We start from the raw sequence: 18,292 nt of genomic DNA on the forward strand, positions 1-18,292 counted from the left end.
AAATAATAATCATGGATATGATGTTACTCCAAGATTCCGGAATGCCAGCGTAATATTTTTCGTACTGTTAACATCCACATAGTGGGAATCGGGTATCGTTGCTTGGAGAAAAATTTCATTGTCCCCGTGTTTCAGGGGAATTATCGTACTGAACCGAGTAAAATTTTCCGGGATAATAAACCTTCTTGGAGCCATACCACTGATATTCATCGTCAGGAATCGTTCACGATCCAGTGAACGCGCTTCGAAGGAGAAGACTGCATCCCGTTTCCTGTCTGAAAAGATTTGGACCGTTGCGTCATTGAAGATCCAGCGGAAGAAGATCCCTTCTTCGTCGCTTTCCAGGTCATTCCAGTCACCGGTCAGCTTGTTAATAATGACGAGGGGGGTGGTATTTTCCGGGGAAATCTGGTACACTTTATACCCGCTGTTCGATTCCAGCATAATGGGGAAATCAAATGTTCTCGTGGAAATGAGATAATGCGCCGGTGTTATCCGGTCGGTGAAGTTGCCACTGATCTCATCCTGAGCGGAGAACATGATCACCGGATATCTGCACCAGAATTTTGTAAGGTAATAGTGGATTTGTTCAAGGGGGGAATTGTCTCCGACATCCCAAAAGATCCTTACATCATTCCCCGAAATCCTATCAAAAAAGAGACCGGTATCCGCATACCCGGCTGCATGGACCGATTGCGACAATTCGGTACTCACTGCATAACCTGACGTGAGAATAATGCAACACATCAATACAACGAACAGCAATTCCTTCCTGTGTATGAAGAGAATCGTACAGACAGTGGATGCGATAAGTGCGCTTAGCACGAAGAATACCAGTGGCACGAAAACCACAATTTCCTTGATATAAAGGATCGGAAAAATGTTAGTGGGATTGTATGAGGCAAGGGGTTTTGTAACCAGAAAAATTATGAAAATGATCAAATTGAGCAGAATAAGATTCCGGAAAAATTTCAAATGTTCTTCCTTTCCTGATCTGAAATATTGAACGAATCCGATTAACCCGAAGAGAAAAATCCCCGGGACCAAGGGATCGATGTATCTCCCCAGAATTGAATAGTTGGACGTGATATTATAGATCGCCTCAAGGCCACGCATATGCGTTATTGTCACAATTAGCGTGAATGCAGACGTGAGTAAAAAAAATATCAGGAGATACAGTAACCCGGTATTGAGACGATCCATTCGGGATTCCGCAATCCCGTGGGAATTGATCGTCTTACACGGAAGGAAAAGCAGGAGGGATATCCCGATAATGAATACCGTGAAGAAATTGAGGCTGATGATAAGGTATTCGATTTCGTGGAAAAATGCTCCGACAAAATCTAGAATTCCCGGGATTGTGGAGAACAGCGATATGAGAACCGACACATAGCCTTTGTCGCTATAGGGGGTCAGGCGAAGATCATACAGTGAGTAAAATGCAAGCCCTGCCGCGATCCCCATAAGAGCTGAAGACCACAGCACATAATATCGTGACACAAATGATGCAATTTTATTTTGTCTGAATTCGAGTACTGCAAGAATCGAGAAAAGGAGGAGCAGACTGAGAAGTGCGGAAATTCCCATGGTCCTGACAAAGACGAGACCGGACAAGGTAAAACCGGCTAAAACCTGCCAGAATTTTCGTTCATCCGTGATCGATTCCAACAGGAACCATAAGGAAAAATAAAATAAGGGAATATACAGGTTCTCCGACGAAAGCATAAACGTATAAACCGTTACGGCCGGCAGGCAGCTGATAAGAAAAGCTCCCGCAAGCGATGTTTCCGGATTGCAATATTTTCTTAAAATACCGTAGAGCGGGAATATGACGGATGAATTTATCACGGCATTGATAACAAGTATCCCGTGGTAGATGAGGATTTTTTCAGAAAATAAAAAAAAGACAAGCGAGAGGACAAGGGGATACCCCACAGGGTATCCGGATTGAAGGACGGAAAAATTGCTCTCGAAAAGAGAGCGCGCCGCATTTTCGTAGACTGTTTCGTCTCCAAAATTAAAGGGGGAGGAAAAATATGATGAAATGATGGCTTTTACCAGAATCAGAAAGAAAAATAAAGCTAATAACACGAGGAACTGATGGGTTTCAGGATTTTTTTTATTAGCGAAAATCATCGTTCACTATTGCATTCGGCTCTCAAATAAACCTCGCTTTCCGAAGGAATGAGCTGGTTCATCATCTTTGAAACAGGAAACTGCCGATACGCTGGAACAGAGTCCGGGCTGGCTTCATCAGAGAGAATTCCCTGAGTCGTTCTACTTCGGCCTGCCGGTAGACCGCTGCGAACCGGCTTTCAGATCCGGAAGGGAGAACCTCGTCAAGGTCTCGTTCATATCTCCATATGTATCGGGTAGGAAAATCCCCCTTATGGATCCGAAGGTCCCGGTTTACAAAAAGTGAGATCTCTCTTGCGATCTTTTTGGGATCATGTTTTTCTCTTACATACCGATGTGCCATGCATCCCAGCCTGTACCTGCGATCCGCATCGTGGATCAGTTTTACAAGTGTATCTTTCAGATCCTGTTCTTCCTTAAGCGGAACAGGAGAAATTTTCTCCACGACCCCGTCGGGAAGTTCAGAGAACCAGGCAGTATCCGTTACGATGCATGGTTTGCCGGCAGTCATTGCCTGAAGGACTGTTGCAGATGTTTCACCCATTGAGGGATTGCGGAGGTTCACTACAATATCTGAACAGGCTAATAACCGTTCATAATCCTCTCTTAAAACAAATCCCGTTTTCTTAATCGTATCGTCCAGGAAACCATCAATATAATTCCCTTCACCGACCATCAGGTACTGAATGTCGGGAGCTGATTCTTGGATAATCCTCTTGACTGCACAGATAATTTCGGCATTCCGTTTCGTTGGTGCAATGTACCCAAAAGATGCAATGAGAAGGGTTCCGGGACGGATCCCATACTGTTTCCTGGTGCGTGCCAGGTCTCTTGGCGGGTATTCAAATCTCATGTTCGCATAATTTACCTGATTTATTCTTGCGATTTTTTCTGGCGTACATCCAAATTCAACCAATAGTTTTTCGGCATATTCGGAATGCACGATGATTCCGTGTGCCTTGGAAATGATCCCTTGGATCATCGGGAAGTATTCCGGATGGGCAAACTGGAGAGGTGGAGTCTTCGACTTCAGGATCCTTTTTACCTTATGAATTCCGCGCTCCCCAAAAATCTGATAAAATTCCCGAATATACCCCTCCCTGTCTCGTTTATAATCCAGATAGTAGCCGGTCACAAGGAAATAGAGAACGAAATCGTGGAGTATAACATGACCCGGGTGTTGGAGAAAAACATCATACATCTCCGAATGAAATTCAGGATTATTTCCCATGTTGAAGAGAATGCATGGGTAATCGCTAAGCTTGGACAGGGATGTAGTCCCGTTGCGATAATTGATACTCGTGAATTTTTTCGCCAGTGATTTTTCAGGAGTTCGGGTCACCCAGAGATCAATATCAAAATATCGGGCAAGATGAGGCAGGAGTGCCTCGGAATAATCCGAGATACCACTTTTCTGTGGGGGCAGTGGGCTAAAATATGCAAGTTTCATGATACGAGTTGCCGGATGACGTAATCCCAGTTGATATTCAGATTCTGTATTAATTCATATCCCTGGTTGCCGAGGTTCTTCGCGTGCTCGCGGTCGTTATACAGGGAATCCATCACGAAGGCGATTTCCTGTGGCTCTGGCTTGATAATAAACCCGTTTTTCTCATTCACGAATTCAGAAGGTCCTCCGGCATCAGTATGTATGATAACGGGCTTTCCTGAATAAAACGATTCAAGGGTGATGTACCCGTAGTCTTCCTGATAAGCACCGAAATAGACCCCAAGGGATTTCGCGTAGAGATCAGCTTTTTCCTCTTCTGAAACATATCCCCTGATTTCAAGACGGGAAAGGGTTCCGTCAGTTTTTGCTCGTTCCCTGATATCATTGATTGTCCTCTGGTCGCCGGTTCCTGCTATAATTACCCGGATCCGTGTCTTACAGAATTTGAGAGCACTTACCAGCAGGATCTGGCGTTTTATCTTATCTATCCTGCTCGGATAAAAGATGTAATCCTGGGAAGTTTCTGCACGGAAAATCTCCGGATTTTTCGGAGGGGGATACAATGGAATTGAACTTATGGAATTAAATTGCATGAGCCGGTCAGAAACCGTCTTGGAGATCGTGAATATTTTTCTGCTCTTGGGAAGGAACCTGTTATCGCAATCAACGATAAGCTTCCGGACTTCATCACCGAACTCCATTGCGTGGAGATCACCATGATCCGTACCCCATAACTCATATGCTTGCCGATGCTGATGACACAGCCAGAGAACTTTATTCTCATGATTGGCCAGATAAACCGGGAATTTTAAAGCGATAACGCGGTCGATTTTTTCTCCATTTACTTCTGTGACATCGATCTTCCGGGCAACCATCATGGAATCAACAATCTTTTCAGGAGGATACCATTTGAAGGGGATCGTGATGATATCAGCATCATGTCCCCTTTTTTTCAATTCATCGCGGAGAGATTCTGCAAGCACTTCAGCCCCACCCCTGATGAAAGGAACCTGAACGTTTAATATACCGATTTTCATGGGAATTTTCACGATCCTGTCATTTGAAATGCGGTTAAAAATTTTTTCTGAATTATTTCCTGAGAGAATCTGGATGTGACATTTTCGCTACCATATTTCCGACAAAAATCCTGAATTTTTTCATCAGAAAATACAGTATATAATGCAGATGCAGAAAAATCGTAATCGAAAGTATCGAACATAATCTGCTTATTTCCGATGGTTTCCAGCAGAGCCGTACCGCTGTGCGCAATGACCGGCAACTCGAATTTTTGTGCTTCGATTATCGGTACGCAGAATCCTTCATGTTCACTCATGCATAAAAATTCATCACAGGATATATAATATGACTTAAGATCTTTCTCCGAGATCTTATCGATAAACGAAATGCTGTCCTTGAGATTATATTTCCTTATAAGGTCGAGAAGCATAATATTATACAATTGTAATTCCTGTTGATCCATCGACCCGACTAACCACAAATGAATTTTATTATCATAATTTTCTTTATAGTTCCTGAGTGTTTTCATCAGATGAATATGTCCCTTGTTGGGCGCTACCCTACCAACAAACAGCACGTTATTACAATTATTCCCAATCAGAGAATCGATAAGTGAAAAATTTGGCTCGACATTTTTCAGTTTTTCCAGTTGGGTGAATGGTGGAATAGTAAGACTGAATTCCGGTTTCAGTCCTCCTGCCTTGAGCTGACGGGAATTGAATTCTGAATCGCCCCACCAGAAAGAATGACAAAACTTCTTCAGCAACCTGTCTGTTTGTCTCATACCCTGAAGACATATTTCATAATAGAAACTCGAATATTTTTCAAAAAAATGAGGTGGTGTGATGTTGTGGAATTTAAAAAAAGTTTTTCCTTTGAATTTGTTAAGGATTTCTTCACCCTCTTTCCAGTAAACACTGTGATGGTATATAAGGACAGAGTTCTTGTTTTCCATGAATCTGTCATGTTGCCTTGAATTTAACTGGAAACCCTTCAGGTCATTCGTCAGATTTTCAGCGATTAATCCAACTTCATATCCTTGGTTGCGGAGAATGGAATACATCCCAAGGATATCGTTACCAATTGCATCGCCATCAACAATTGTCTGATGGGCAATAGCGATAGTTGGCAGGGTCATTCTGATGGTCTCCTTATTTCGTACAGATTATGGCGTAGTCCTGAGCACCAAACAGGAGTGAATTTAAACGATCAATGTTTTGGTTATATAATTCTGCATTTCTTCTTGCAGTATCATCCACCTGTAGATCTGTTTCGACTTTTTTCAGTCTCTCATCATCGGGAACCGGTGAAGAGAATATCTTTTCGCATATTCTGAACCCGGCAGCATTCAGCAGGTATTCCAGCGTTTCAGGATGAACCGGTCTCGTATGTGTAAGGTCAATATAAAAATTCACAAACGAGATAAATGATAACGGATTTACTGTTTCAATAACTATTGTCGAGCCAGCTTTCATCTTCCGGTAACAAAGCGAAAGCAACCGCAGCAGATAGGCTGGATCCAGATGTTCAACAACCTGATCCAGGAATATTCCATCAAGATAATTGTCATCTAGGTTCTCAAGGTAGGATATCGCATCTGCTTGAATTACGTTCAGCTCACGTGAACGACAGAATTCAACCATATCAGTATCGATGTCAATTCCGACTCCCCCGATCCGATTTTCTTTGAGTATTTCAAGAAATTCACCTCGTCCGCAACCAATATCGAGAACAAGGGTACTGTTTTTAAAGTAGTGTAGGAATTTCGTCTGTCGTTGTTTTATTACGTCCCGCGAACCCCGGAATTTTTCTTCAAAATGCAAATAGTTTGTGTCTGCCAGCGCATCTGGTATCAAATAAGGATCGTTTTGTGTGAAATTTTCTTGCATCCGCTTTTCAAGAGTTTGAACATTTCCTGTCTGAAATATTCGACGCTTTTCAAGCCGTGAAAATTCGTCCAGAACGCATGAAGCAATGCTCTCCCGGATTTTTTTATTGTTTATTTCTTCTTTCAGTGAAATTTTCTGGATCAATTCCGCTTCACACAGCCCAATTTTTCTGGTCAATTCATCGTCTGTTTGAGAAATTTTTTGTATTAATTCCAATCCCTGGAGGGAGATCTTTTCAGCTATTTCCTTTTCATATTGTGTCATCCAACGGCGTAACGTATCATCGTGATGACGGATCCTTCGATCGGTCTCGATGCAATTTTGCACCACGATATTAATTATCCGCGTAGAGCAAGCATTGAACTCAGTCTGGCGGGAGATAACCGGATCAATATAACGGCAGACCTCCCCATGAATCAGATTCCGGCATTGTATTAGGATATACCCGATGTAGGGGCGATGCGAGGTGATGAAATAACTGGTGTTGTGAATATCCCACATCGTATTGAGGAGGGACAGATCCCGCTGGAATGAGTCGTCGGACAGTTCCATAAAATGTATCGCATCTGATGCAACGGTCTGATTCTCATGGTTGGAGGGAGTTCCGGGAGTATTGCTGCAACGGATATTCTGAAATATCTGGGCATTAATCCGTTCGATAGTCATCTCATCGCCGAAGGGTTCTTTTGTGTCATTATCCATTTTTCCCACCACGTGTTGTCAGTCTGGAATTGATTCAATTTCAATCGAAGGATGCAAATCAGTAATCCCCAGGTATACGGGAAGATTCTTGTTTTGTAAAACCCTGAGTGTAATAATATCGTTGAGCCGGAGCAGGTACTCCTCGAAGGAATTTACTGCTCTTCCGCCATTGTCGATGGCGATAGTGATTAAGTACTCATCTGGCTGCAACAAAAGCCTGAATTTTACCGATACATCATACCATTTACCTGCCATCACAGGATTATTTTTCTGGTTCAGGAGATGAGTGTTTGTACCAAAGATCGATACCCCGTATCGGTTTCGGATTAATATCCCGAATACTGGTTCTTCAATATCCCGTAGACAACGGAAGGAATAATTAATAATGATCTCATCTTCACCATAAACATGTGTCACAGGCTGTTTTTTACAGTCAAGAATCCTTATTGCACCGAATTCAATCTTATTTGTTGAAATATTTGCATGATTTTTCTCAGGTTTTTTTTCATCATTATGGATTACAATTCTTTCCCCCGAATGAGAACTTAAACAGATTTGTGTAATATACAAATCAATAATTCCTCTCGGAATCCCGAAAGACACCATTTTTCCATGATTGAGGAGTATGGCATAGTCGCATAGTGTAGTCACCGCATTCATATCATGCGATACGAACACAATCGATCCACCAGACTCCCGGAACTCCTGGATTTTCCTCATGCACTTCTGCTGGAAATATGCATCCCCGACGGATAACGCTTCATCGACAAGGAAACATGTAGGCTCAGCATGGATCGCGATAGAAAATGCCAGCCGCATTACCATGCCGGAGGAGTATGTCTTGATGGGTTCGTAGATGAATTCCCCGAGCTCGGAGAAATCGATGATTGTCTGTTTCTTCCGGTCAATCTCATCACGGGTCATACCGAGAAGAGTACCGTTCATGTAAATGTTTTCAATGCCGGTCATCTCATAGTTAAAACCGGTCCCCAGTTCGAGAAGACCCGTGACTTTACCGTCAACGGTGATCGAACCGCTATCAGGGATTACAATTCCTGAGAGTATTTTCAGTAGTGTTGACTTCCCTGCACCATTATCTCCAATGATCCCGAGTGTCTGGCCGGGACCGACCTCGAAGGATATATTGTCGAGTGCGATGAAGTCCTTGTGGTACGATTTTCGGAACAGGATTTCCCGGAGCCGATCGGCAGGCGAATGATAAAGTTTGAATTTCTTTGAAATGCCTTCGACTTTTATCATGGAAAACGGTCCCCCCATTGACATGCCATGTCAGGTTTTATCACATATTGCCGCTTTTCTGATCGAGTACCGGAATACTTAATGACGATCATATGAAATCCCGGATATCCTTTTCAAGCTTTTTATAGACGATATAATCCAGTGCGATGAGGACAAGGCTCCCGATCAGGACGAGCGCTAAGAAATTGAACGAGGGCACCCGTTCATACACGAAAATATCATGGTATCCGGACACAACTGCCTGCATCGGGTTCAGGATCAGCAGCTGCTGTGCATATGATGGCAGGATCTCGAAGACATAGACGATTGGGGTGAACCAGAACCAGACCTGGAAACAGATATTCACGACCTCCTTGAGATCTCTGAGGAAGACGACCAGCATCGCCAGAAAGAAACCGAGTGCATAACCAAAAACCTGCTGAACGATGTAAATGATCGGGATAAACAGGATCAGCGGCGTGAAAGAAAAACCGGTTATGAAAAGGATCAGGAGGAAAATTGCGAATGTTACGCAGAATGTGATAGTCTCCGAGAGAACGATGAAGACAGGGAGTGTCGGCAGGTCCACATGGATCTTCGAAATAATGTGTTTCTTCTCAAGAAAAACCGTCGATGACCGGGTCACGGTATTCGCAAATGCCGTCCATGGGATCAGGCCTGCGATAAGGTATATCCCGTATCCCCAGACATTGGACATTCCCGGAAGCCGGGCTCCCATCAGGCTGCCGAAAATGATCATGTAGATCAGGATGTTAATGAGCGGGTAGATGAAGGACCATGCAAATCCGAGTGCGGAGCCGGAATAGCGCTCGATGAAATCCCGTTTCGTTAGTTCGATAATCAGACTGTAATTCATACGAGGATTCCCTTCATGCTGATTTCCCGTTCGAAATTTATCCCGTGCATGGTTTTCCAAGATTCCGATCTCGATTTTATAATAATTGGCGTTGGTAATACAAATTCCTTGGCAGGCTTCACCGGAGGGAATCAGGATTTCATATCACCGGTTTTTTCATAACCCGATATTCGGCAGGCCTCAACATTTTCCCACGATCCGTTTCAATTGATCTGCAAATTTCCTGATATCAAATTCCTTTGCCCGGGCAACACATGCCTCGTGGTATTTTTCCGGCGATCTGCCCACAGCGATTATGGCATCAGAAATTCCTTGAGGTTCTGGATGGACAAGAATGCCGGTATCCGGTGTTACTGTTTCCCGGAACCCCCCCTCATCCACGGCAACAACCGGTTTGCCACTGGCCATCGCCTCGAGCGGCGTGAGGCCGAAATCCTCATCAACGGCCGTGCAGAGCAGGCCCCGGCACCGCGCGTAGAGATCGATGAGTTTTTCTTCGCTGACCTCTCCGAGAATTGAAACATTTGGCGGGAGATCCCTCATGATTTTCTGAATATAAACAGATGTATGGTCGCCCTGTGAGTAACCCCCGGCAATCACCAGTATCTGGTCCGGCAATCTCCGAAAAACCTCCGTCTGGAGTTCGATCCGCTTTTCCGGGTAGAGCCGGTTTACCGACAGCCAGAAATCCCCGTATTCGCAGCAGTGAAACCGTGCGGTATCGACACCCGGATAGATGATCGTTGAATCCCTGTTGTAAAACTTTTTCACCCTGTTTCGGATGTTTTCTGAATTAGCTACGATGGCATCGACATTCCTGATGCTCCGCTGGTCAAAATACCGGTGAAGAGCGATCCATATTCGGGCAATCTGGCGCTTGAAAAAACCCTGCTTCTCCACAACCGCCGGGTACTGGTCATAGAACATCCGGGCTGGCGTGTTGCAGTACCACATATTGGGGTGGTGACGATGAGCGGGATAATGCGCCCAGTTGCCGCTGAAGATGAAATAATCGTACTGTGCTGAAAAATCAGAAAAATAAAAGCGGAACGATGCGGAGATTTGTTTGAGTGGCGGAAATGAGATAGTCTCTCCGAGACTGATGACTCTCACCGATGGATCGAGACGGTGAACGGCATCGGTATCCGTCGTAATGATATCGGCGTCGAGAATTTTTGCCATCGCAATGACAAGGCGCTCCCCACCGCCGATAGCCCCGAAATAATCGTGAAAAATGGCAATTCTCACGTCATTTCACCAAAAATTAATCCCCTTTCCACCACTTGCGGGGGAACTTCTTCTCGAGGAGTGCATCGCCCTCGCCGGGTGGCATGACTCCGTTTGCCCGGAGATCCGCATCGAGCATTATGCGGGCAAGGTCCTTGAATTTGATCTTCGGTTTCCAGCCAAGGACTTTTGCTGCCTTGCCGGCATCCGCACGGAGATCGTCGACTTCGGTGGGGCGGAAATACCTCTTGTCGATTTTGATATGCGTGTCCATGTCGATATCAACATAGGAACATGCGAATTCGAGGAATTCTTCAATGGAATGGGTTTCTCCGGTACCGATGACGAAATCATCTGCTTTCTTTGCCTGGAGCATCATCCACATGGCTTCCACGTATTCCGGTGCAAATCCCCAGTCACGTTTCGCCTTGAGGTTTCCAAGGTAGAGATATTTTGCCTTCTTTGCCAGGATCGCAGCAAGTCCGCGTGTGATCTTTCGAGTGACAAAAGTCTCGCCCCGACGAGGGGATTCGTGGTTGAAGAGGATCCCGTTCGTTGCAAACATCCTGTATCCCTCGCGGTAATTGTGCACCATCCAGTAGGCATACAGTTTTGCACAGGCATAGGGACTTCGCGGGACAAAGCAGGTTTCTTCGTTCTGGGGTGCCTCTGCACCACCGAACATTTCACTTGAGGAGGCCTGGTAGAACCGGATTGGTCTGCCGCTTCTCCGGATCGCTTCAAGGATCCTTGTTGTGCCCAGGCCGGTGACATTGCCGGTGTATTCCGGTGTATCGAAACTCATCCGCACGTGGCTCTGCGCCCCGAGATGGTAGACCTCATCGGGTTTCAGGTTGAAGATAATATTCACGAGCTGTTCTGAATCAGAGAGATCCCCGTAATGCAGGAAAAGCTGGGCACCGGGTTCATGGGCATCGACATAGATGTGATCGATACGGCCGGTATTGAAGGTAGATGCCCGCCGGATCAAGCCGTGCACGACATATCCTTTCGATAACAGGAATTCTGTAAGGTACGATCCGTCCTGCCCGGTCAGACCGGTGATGAGTGCTGTTTTCTGTTTCGTCATGATCCTTTCCTGGAACAACAAAAACTGGTTGAATATATTGTCTTTTTTTCAGATTAAATAATTCGTTACCAAAAGTACCTGTCTCATATAATACGTATGTCCGAAATTAACCCTGCCGGTGGCTAAAATCCATACGGGCTTTCCAGTACTCCACCATCTCCTGCAGGCTGTCAACAAGCGGGTGACACGGCATCCATCCGAGCCCGGACCGGATCTTTTCACAACTCCCAAATATTGCCGGGTTCTCCTGGGGGCGCATTTTCGTGGGATTCTGTTTTATCTGTACTTCGATCGTCAGCCGGTCCGACAGCATAGTCACCAGTTCGCTGATAGCGTATCCCCGACCGCTGCAGATATTGTATGCCTGTCCGGCCTTACCTTTGTCGAGCAGCAGTGTGTACGCAGAAACAACATCGCGTACATCCAGAAAGTCACGGATGATCGTCCCATCGCCGATCTCGATCACCGGCTCCTGCAATCCAAGCTCAATTCTCGCAAACTGTTTCGTGATTGCTCCTGCAACGAAACGATCGGTCTGTCCGGGCCCGCAATGGTTAAAGGAGCGGGTACAGCAGATATCTATTCCGAACCCATCGTGGTAGACACCTGCCATGTGTTCCTGTGCCACGCGGGCAACGGCATAGGGGTTAGCCGGACGTAGCGGATGGTCCTCGGTGAGCGGGAGATCGTTTTTGGATACAACACCATACTGCTCGGACGAACCAACTGACAGAATCCTCGTGCCAGTATCCATACAGCGGACGGTGTCGATTATATTGAGGAAGATTGAGGTATTGTTCACAAAGGAATCCACCGGGGATTTCCAGCTCTCCCCGACAGAACTCTGTGCAGCGAGATGAATGATTTGATCCGGCTGGATTTTTTCCATAATCGTCCTGATTCTCGGGAAATTATTCAGGTCGGCAGTATGGAAATGGTGCCACCTGTCCCGCCCGCTGCTGATACGAATGAAATCCCAAGCAGGTTTCGATCGACTGATACCATGGATTTCCAGTGGAGTATCGAGGGAATTCAGATAATTAACGCAATAACCCCCGACAAATCCGCTGATTCCGGTGATGAGGATCTTTTTCATCTGCGGCGTTCCCTGAATAATATCATTACGTTCTCTGATTTATAACGGGCGGGATAGACGGTATTCGTGTCGATTATTATTCAGGCCGATTCGTATCTCGCGATAACATCCCGTGTCTCACCAATCATCACCAGCTTTCCGTGGTCGAGCAACATTGCCCTCGTGCAATGCTCTGCGATATCATCGAGCTCATGGGAAACGAAAATGATCGTAACGCCCTCCTTTTTAAAACGTTCCAGTACGTCCAGACATTTTCTCTGGAAGTCCATATCCCCGACCGCAAGAACCTCGTCGAGCAGGAGGATTTCGGGTTTTGTCTGGATTGCGGTCGAAAATGCGAGCCGGACCTGCATGCCGGAGGAAAAATTCCTGAGCTTGGTGTCTCTGAACCGCTCCATGCCGGCAAATTCAAGGATCTCATCGGTTTTTTCATCGATCTCCCGGGGAGTCAGTCCCATGATGATACCATAAATCCTGATATTTTCCGCTGCAGTAAAATCCCTGTTGAAGCCAACCCCCAGTTCCAGAAACGGCGTAACCTGTCGTTTTACCCGAACGGTTCCGCAGGTTGGCACGATGATTCTCGAAAGGATTTTCAGTAATGTGCTCTTGCCGCTCCCGTTCTGCCCGATAATGCCGAGCATCTCCCCTTCTTCAACGGAAAATGAGATATCTTTAAGGGCAAAAAACGTTTCATAGGACGCAGGCCGTAACACACCGGTAAGCGTTTCGAAAAGGGTATTTCGCTTTTCATGAGGAATCTGGAATTCCTTGCTGAGGTGCTCGATCTCAATCACGGTCATTACAATTCCTCCGCAAACCGGGGTTCCAGCCTCATGAAGACCGCGTAACCGATACCAAGAATTACCCCCGCCATAACGATAACAAACAGGAATGAGGAGATGTTCGGGGCCCTGGAATAGAGTGTAACATCACGCGCGAGGAAGATTACCTGTGCGAGCGGGTTGTAAGACAATATCTGCAGCAGCTGCGGGGGGAATATACTCAGTGGATAGATGACCGGCGTTGCAAAAAAACCGACCTGGAGTACAAGCGCCCAGATATACCGGATATCACGATAGAAAACATTGAGAGCGGACAGTATAAGGGAGGTTCCCAGTACGATTACAAAAAACAGGAAGATGATCACAGGAATGTACAGAGCATTCATGGACAGCGGGATTCTGAAGTACAATAAAAATGCCAGAAAAACGATTGATTCGAAAAAGCTCATGAGCAGAGTCGTGATACAGCCTGATATGACAAGAATGTCCCGCGGAAAATACACTTTTTTCACCATTTGGGGTTTGTCAGAGATCGCGACGAGACTGGCCGTCGTAGACCGGGTAAAAAAACTCCACATAATGATGCCCTGCAACAGGAAAAGCGGATAATATTCGACCTGCGCCGGTATTATACTCGAAAAAACGAGGTAGAGAATCGCAAACATGAACAGGGGTTCCAGGAGTGACCAGAAATACCCGAGGATCGAATTCTTGTATCGTTGTTTGAATTCAACCCATGCCAGAACCCAGATGAGATTCCGATACTTAACGAGTTCCCTGATATGCTGAAATGACATTCCTGACCGCCGTTTTTATTCTTTCTTCAAAACGCAGGAGATCAAATTCCCGTGCCCGCGCAATACATGCATCCTTATACGATTCAGGATTCCTGCCAACAATTTTGATGGCCTGGATAATAATATCCATCGACGGTTCCGTAAGGAGTCCCGTTCCCGGGATAACCGTCTCCCTGAACCCCCCCTCGTTCACTGCGACAATCGGCTTCCCGCTCGCCATTGCTTCGAGCGGGGTGATGCCGAAATCCTCGTCAAGCGCAGTACAGATAAGGCCTTTACACCGTGCATAGAGATCGATGAGATCCGGTTCCGGAATCTCACCAAGGAAACTGACATTCGGGGGCGGGTCTGCAGAGACCCGGTCGATATATAACGATGCATGGTCTCCCTGTGCATATCCCCCGGCAATCACCAGTTTCTCATCCGGCAACTGCCTGAATGCTTCGATCTGCAGTTCGATCCGCTTTTCCGGGTACAACCGGTTCACGGACAGCCAGAAATCACCATATTCAGTGCACCGGAACCGGGATGTATCGACCGGGGGGGAAATGACCTCCGCATCCCGCGAGTAGGTGTTCAGGATCCGCGCCCTGACATTTTCTGAGTTGGTGACAATCGTATCAACAGAGCGCACTGAATGACGGTCAAAAAACCGGTGAAGATGTACCCATACGCGGAATTGCTGGCGCCGGATAAATCCCTGTCGTGAGAGAAAAAGGGGATACAGGTCATAGAACGCCCGTACCGGCGTATGGCAGTACCACAGGTTCGGGTGGTGGCGTTGTGCAGCGTAATGCGCCCAGTTCCCGCTGAATATGAAAAAATCATAATCTTCTGAATAATTGCAGGACCAGAATTTCCAAGAGGCCGCGATCTGCTTGAGCCCCGGGATCGCGGGAGTCGCGCCGAGACTGATCACCCGCGCATCGGGATCCATCTTTTGCAGGGCATCGGTATCGGTCGTTATGATATCGGCGTCAAGTGCCTTTGCCATGGCAAGGACAACCCGTTCACCGCCGCCGATTGCACCGAAGTAATCATGGAAGATTGCGACCTTCATCCGCGTTTCCCGGTTATTATTATATTTCACGGATGGGGTATTTATTCGGGTCGAATGGCTTGGTCGCCAGCCCGATGTGATCCCTCTTCCTTCGAAGAATGCTCCACATTCTTCTCGACACCCCTGCGGTCGGTCCTCGGAGGGGGAGGAAGCCCAAGGCTGTAAGCCCCCTTGAGCCTGTGAGAGGTCGTCAGACCTCAAACTGGAGAAGGGAGGCTTCAGCCGATCTTCGACTCCCATCCCCAACTTTTTTTTTCAGTTCCCCATATATGGGCATGCTCCACGGGGCGAGGGCAGATAGACCCCGACCGCCCGTAGCCTCATCTTCATCTGACGCTATACCTCAGCAGGTTTTCCACAGAGACGTTTTTCATAATCCCTGAAATCCTGCAAGACCGCACATTCCGCCAGCAACCAAATCTGTATTATTAATACAAATACGGAAAATACTGATGATCATGAATCCGGCAGGCAGCCCTGAGAGTCCCCCCGACGTGTCGGTACTCCTGCCGGCCCTTGATGAAGAGCTGACGATCGGCAGCTGCATCAGCAAGATCCAGCAGGTCTTTCGGGAGAACTCCATCCGCGGCGAGATTATCGTTGCCGACGCATCAACAGACCGGACCGCTGAGATAGCCACATCTCTTGGCGCGATCGTGATCCACCCAAAGAAAAAAGGATACGGCAACGCATATCTCGCGGCGTTTGAAAAAGCCCGCGGACAGTATATCGTCCTTGGCGATGCCGACGATACCTATGATTTCCTCGAGATCCCGAAGCTGCTCGCACCCCTGAAGAACGGTGCCGACTTTGTCATCGGCTCCCGGTTCAAAGGAACCATCTGCAAGAACTCCATGACACCGCTCCACCGGTATATCGGCAACCCGGTCCTGACGTGGATGGTCAACTGGATCTTCGGGACCCGGTTCTCCGACACCCACAGCGGCTTCCGCGCAATAACAAAACAGGCCCTGTCCAGGCTCATCCTGAAATCCGGTGGTATGGAGTTTGCGTCCGAGATGCTCATCGATGCATCGCGGGAAAACCTGCGGATCGAGGAGGTGCCGATCAACTACTATCCGAGAAAGGCCCCGTCCAAGCTTCACAGTTTTGCCGACGGGTGGCGGCATGTGCGCTTTGTTCTCCTGATGAAACCGCTCCCGTTCATTGCCGTGCCGGGTAGTATCTTTGCCGCAACCGGTCTCGTTCTCATGGGTTTTTTTTACCTCAAGGGGGATGTCGAGTCATCGCACCTGCACACGTTCATCCTGAGCGCAATGATGCTGATGGGCGGCATCCAGGTAGTCGTATCGGCCCTGCTCATGAAGACATACTCGGTTATCCACGGGTATGAGAACAAGGCGGGGATTATCGAGCTCTTCATGCGCTACCATAACCTTGAGAAGTTCCTCATGTTCGGTTCCGCCCTGGCGTTTCTCGGGGTACTGACCGGTCTTAATATTTTCCTCCACTGGATCCGCACGGGTTTCGGTGGCCTCTCCCAGATTGCAGAAGCGATCATCTCGCTCGTCCTCATCACGACCGGGCTGCAGGTATTCCTTTTTGCGATCTTCCAGAGCATGATGCTGTTGAACGAGACCAATGGCCAGGGATAGGGTGCCCTGATGAAGATCGCCTTTGTCTACGATGCGATCTTTCCCTACGTGAAAGGCGGTGGCGAGAAGCGCATCCACGAGATTGCAGTCCGGCTTGCAGCCCGCGGGCATGACGTTCATCTCGTCGGCATGAAGTACTGGGACGGCCCGGATATGGTGAGCCGGGACGGGATATCCCTGCACGGGATCTGCCCGGCGGCCGAATCCCTATATGTCCGTGGGAGGAGGAGCATCCGGCAGGCACTCCGTTTCAGCCTGTTTCTTGTTCCCTTCCTGATCAAAGAACGATTCGATATCATCGAATGCCAGCAGTTCCCGTACTTCCCCTGTTTTTCCGTTAAACTTTCATCAGCAATGAAAAAGACACCGTTTGTTATCGCATGGTACGAGGTATGGGGAAACTACTGGTACGATTACCTCGGGTGGCCGGGGGTGCTGGGAAAATGCACTGAACGGCTGCTGGGATTCCTGACACGCAATCATATTGCCATATCGGAAAGGACCGCGCGAAGTCTCGACCGCGAGGGTATCTTTCACGGGGTCACGGTTTTTCCCGTTGGCATCAGCACGGAACAGGTAATATCCATACCCGCTGCGCCTGAACAACGGGACATCATTTTTGTAGGCCGGCTGATCCGGGAAAAGCATGCCGACCTGCTCGTCAGTGCTTTTATCATACTTGCGGAAGAGTATCCGGAACTGACACTTTTTATCCTTGGCGACGGGCCCGAGAAGGAAGCGGTCTGCAACCGGATACGGGCCTGTTCGTGCAGGGACCGGATAACCCTCCGGCCGTTCCTTGAATCCCATGATCAGGTGATCGCCAGGATCAAGTCGGCGCATGTCCTGGTCCTCCCGTCAACCAGAGAAGGTTTCGGCATCGTGGCGCTGGAAGCGCTCGCGTGCGGACTGCCGGTTGTTACCGTGAACCACCCGGACAACGCCATCTGTGATATGATTACACCGGAGACGGGATTTATTGCAGATCTTTCAGAAGATGACCTTGCCGGAAAAATCCGGCTTGCCCTTGACCGCTACCCGGCAATGAAGGATGCCTGTATGGCATCAGCAGCTCGTTATTCGTGGGATCAGATTATTCCCCGGCTTGAAGAGTATTACCAGGCGCGCATCCGGTAACGGAATCGGGAACCGGCGCTCTGATGATTACCATGGGGACCTTCACTTGAAAAAAAACATGAAATGATCTGATGATGGGGGCTGATGCCCCCATACGCCTGCATGTGATGAACAGCCGCCGCCCTGAATGGCGCCCCGCGGCGGCTTCCATGCGTTTTTCCCAACACCTGCTCT

15 protein-coding genes are annotated in these 18,292 nt (G+C 47.6%); 2 read left to right on the forward strand and 13 right to left on the reverse strand.

Annotated elements, in window-relative coordinates:
• Positions 1-9: 9 nt before the first annotated feature.
• The 13 genes from A4E33_RS00875 to A4E33_RS00935 form a co-directional block, all read right to left on the reverse strand.
• Entirely contained in the window at positions 10-2,136 is a 2,127-nt protein-coding gene (locus A4E33_RS00875) for a glycosyltransferase family 39 protein (protein ID WP_292345529.1), read from the reverse strand.
• Between the two features lie 61 nt (positions 2,137-2,197).
• Positions 2,198-3,586 (reverse strand): glycosyltransferase family 4 protein, encoded by a 1,389-nt coding sequence (locus tag A4E33_RS00880; protein ID WP_292345530.1) that lies wholly within the window; start codon positions 3,584-3,586, stop codon positions 2,198-2,200.
• The gene (locus A4E33_RS00885) at positions 3,583-4,635 is read right to left on the reverse strand and encodes a glycosyltransferase family 4 protein (protein WP_292345531.1); all 1,053 of its coding nucleotides are present in this window, start codon (positions 4,633-4,635) and stop codon (positions 3,583-3,585) included. Before A4E33_RS00885 ends, A4E33_RS00880 begins: the two co-directional genes overlap by 4 nt.
• The gene (locus tag A4E33_RS00890) at positions 4,632-5,741 is read right to left on the reverse strand and encodes a glycosyltransferase (protein WP_292345532.1); all 1,110 of its coding nucleotides are present in this window, start codon (positions 5,739-5,741) and stop codon (positions 4,632-4,634) included. The genes A4E33_RS00885 and A4E33_RS00890 overlap by 4 nt, the downstream gene beginning before the upstream one ends.
• A 13-nt stretch (positions 5,742-5,754) precedes the next feature.
• Positions 5,755-7,194 (reverse strand): methionine biosynthesis protein MetW, encoded by a 1,440-nt coding sequence (locus A4E33_RS00895; protein ID WP_292345533.1) that lies wholly within the window; start codon positions 7,192-7,194, stop codon positions 5,755-5,757.
• 18 nt (positions 7,195-7,212) lie between these two features.
• A complete protein-coding gene (locus tag A4E33_RS00900; RefSeq protein WP_292345534.1) occupies positions 7,213-8,454 on the reverse strand; it encodes an ABC transporter ATP-binding protein in 1,242 nt (413 codons plus the stop codon).
• Between the two features lie 88 nt (positions 8,455-8,542).
• Complete coding sequence (locus A4E33_RS00905) at positions 8,543-9,310, reverse strand: ABC transporter permease (protein ID WP_292345535.1); 768 nt, start codon at positions 9,308-9,310, stop codon at positions 8,543-8,545.
• Positions 9,311-9,490: 180 nt separating this feature from the next.
• Positions 9,491-10,558, reverse strand: a complete 1,068-nt coding sequence (locus tag A4E33_RS00910; protein ID WP_292345536.1) for a glycosyltransferase — start codon at positions 10,556-10,558, stop codon at positions 9,491-9,493.
• Positions 10,559-10,574: 16 nt separating this feature from the next.
• Positions 10,575-11,627, reverse strand: a complete 1,053-nt coding sequence (gmd, locus tag A4E33_RS00915; RefSeq protein WP_292345537.1) for a GDP-mannose 4,6-dehydratase — start codon at positions 11,625-11,627, stop codon at positions 10,575-10,577.
• Positions 11,628-11,733: 106 nt separating this feature from the next.
• Positions 11,734-12,723: a GDP-mannose 4,6-dehydratase gene (locus tag A4E33_RS00920; RefSeq protein ID WP_292345538.1), complete on the reverse strand. Its 990-nt coding sequence runs from the start codon at positions 12,721-12,723 to the stop codon at positions 11,734-11,736.
• Positions 12,724-12,803: 80 nt separating this feature from the next.
• A complete protein-coding gene (locus A4E33_RS00925) occupies positions 12,804-13,526 on the reverse strand; it encodes an ABC transporter ATP-binding protein (RefSeq protein WP_292345540.1) in 723 nt (240 codons plus the stop codon).
• Positions 13,526-14,305, reverse strand: coding sequence for an ABC transporter permease (locus A4E33_RS00930; protein WP_292345541.1), 780 nt, complete (start codon positions 14,303-14,305; stop codon positions 13,526-13,528). The genes A4E33_RS00925 and A4E33_RS00930 overlap by 1 nt, the downstream gene beginning before the upstream one ends.
• The gene (locus A4E33_RS00935; protein WP_292345542.1) at positions 14,274-15,365 is read right to left on the reverse strand and encodes a glycosyltransferase; all 1,092 of its coding nucleotides are present in this window, start codon (positions 15,363-15,365) and stop codon (positions 14,274-14,276) included. The genes A4E33_RS00930 and A4E33_RS00935 overlap by 32 nt, the downstream gene beginning before the upstream one ends.
• A 452-nt stretch (positions 15,366-15,817) precedes the next feature.
• Here A4E33_RS00935 and A4E33_RS00940 point away from each other — a divergent pair, with 452 nt between their 5' ends.
• Both A4E33_RS00940 and A4E33_RS00945 read left to right on the forward strand, forming a co-directional pair.
• Entirely contained in the window at positions 15,818-16,981 is a 1,164-nt protein-coding gene (locus A4E33_RS00940; protein ID WP_292345545.1) for a glycosyltransferase family 2 protein, read from the forward strand.
• Positions 16,982-16,990: 9 nt separating this feature from the next.
• Positions 16,991-18,118 (forward strand): glycosyltransferase family 4 protein, encoded by a 1,128-nt coding sequence (locus A4E33_RS00945; protein ID WP_292345547.1) that lies wholly within the window; start codon positions 16,991-16,993, stop codon positions 18,116-18,118.
• Positions 18,119-18,292: the final 174 nt, after the last annotated feature.

It is taken from the genome of Methanoregula sp. PtaB.Bin085, assembly GCF_002067035.1.
Lineage (GTDB): Archaea > Halobacteriota > Methanomicrobia > Methanomicrobiales > Methanospirillaceae > Methanoregula.

Coding starts and splice junctions, on each gene's coding strand:
- A4E33_RS00875 (WP_292345529.1), bottom strand. CDS start 2,136: ATGATTTTCGCTAATAAAAAAAATCCTGAAACCCATCAGTTCCTCGTG.
- A4E33_RS00880 (WP_292345530.1), bottom strand. CDS start 3,586: ATGAAACTTGCATATTTTAGCCCACTGCCCCCACAGAAAAGTGGTATC.
- A4E33_RS00890 (WP_292345532.1), bottom strand. CDS start 5,741: ATGACCCTGCCAACTATCGCTATTGCCCATCAGACAATTGTTGATGGC.
- A4E33_RS00895 (WP_292345533.1), bottom strand. CDS start 7,194: ATGGATAATGACACAAAAGAACCCTTCGGCGATGAGATGACTATCGAA.
- A4E33_RS00900 (WP_292345534.1), bottom strand. CDS start 8,454: ATGATAAAAGTCGAAGGCATTTCAAAGAAATTCAAACTTTATCATTCG.
- A4E33_RS00905 (WP_292345535.1), bottom strand. CDS start 9,310: ATGAATTACAGTCTGATTATCGAACTAACGAAACGGGATTTCATCGAG.
- gmd (WP_292345537.1), bottom strand. CDS start 11,627: ATGACGAAACAGAAAACAGCACTCATCACCGGTCTGACCGGGCAGGAC.
- A4E33_RS00920 (WP_292345538.1), bottom strand. CDS start 12,723: ATGAAAAAGATCCTCATCACCGGAATCAGCGGATTTGTCGGGGGTTAT.
- A4E33_RS00925 (WP_292345540.1), bottom strand. CDS start 13,526: ATGACCGTGATTGAGATCGAGCACCTCAGCAAGGAATTCCAGATTCCT.
- A4E33_RS00930 (WP_292345541.1), bottom strand. CDS start 14,305: ATGTCATTTCAGCATATCAGGGAACTCGTTAAGTATCGGAATCTCATC.
- A4E33_RS00935 (WP_292345542.1), bottom strand. CDS start 15,365: ATGAAGGTCGCAATCTTCCATGATTACTTCGGTGCAATCGGCGGCGGT.
- A4E33_RS00940 (WP_292345545.1), top strand. CDS start 15,818: ATGATCATGAATCCGGCAGGCAGCCCTGAGAGTCCCCCCGACGTGTCG.
- A4E33_RS00945 (WP_292345547.1), top strand. CDS start 16,991: ATGAAGATCGCCTTTGTCTACGATGCGATCTTTCCCTACGTGAAAGGC.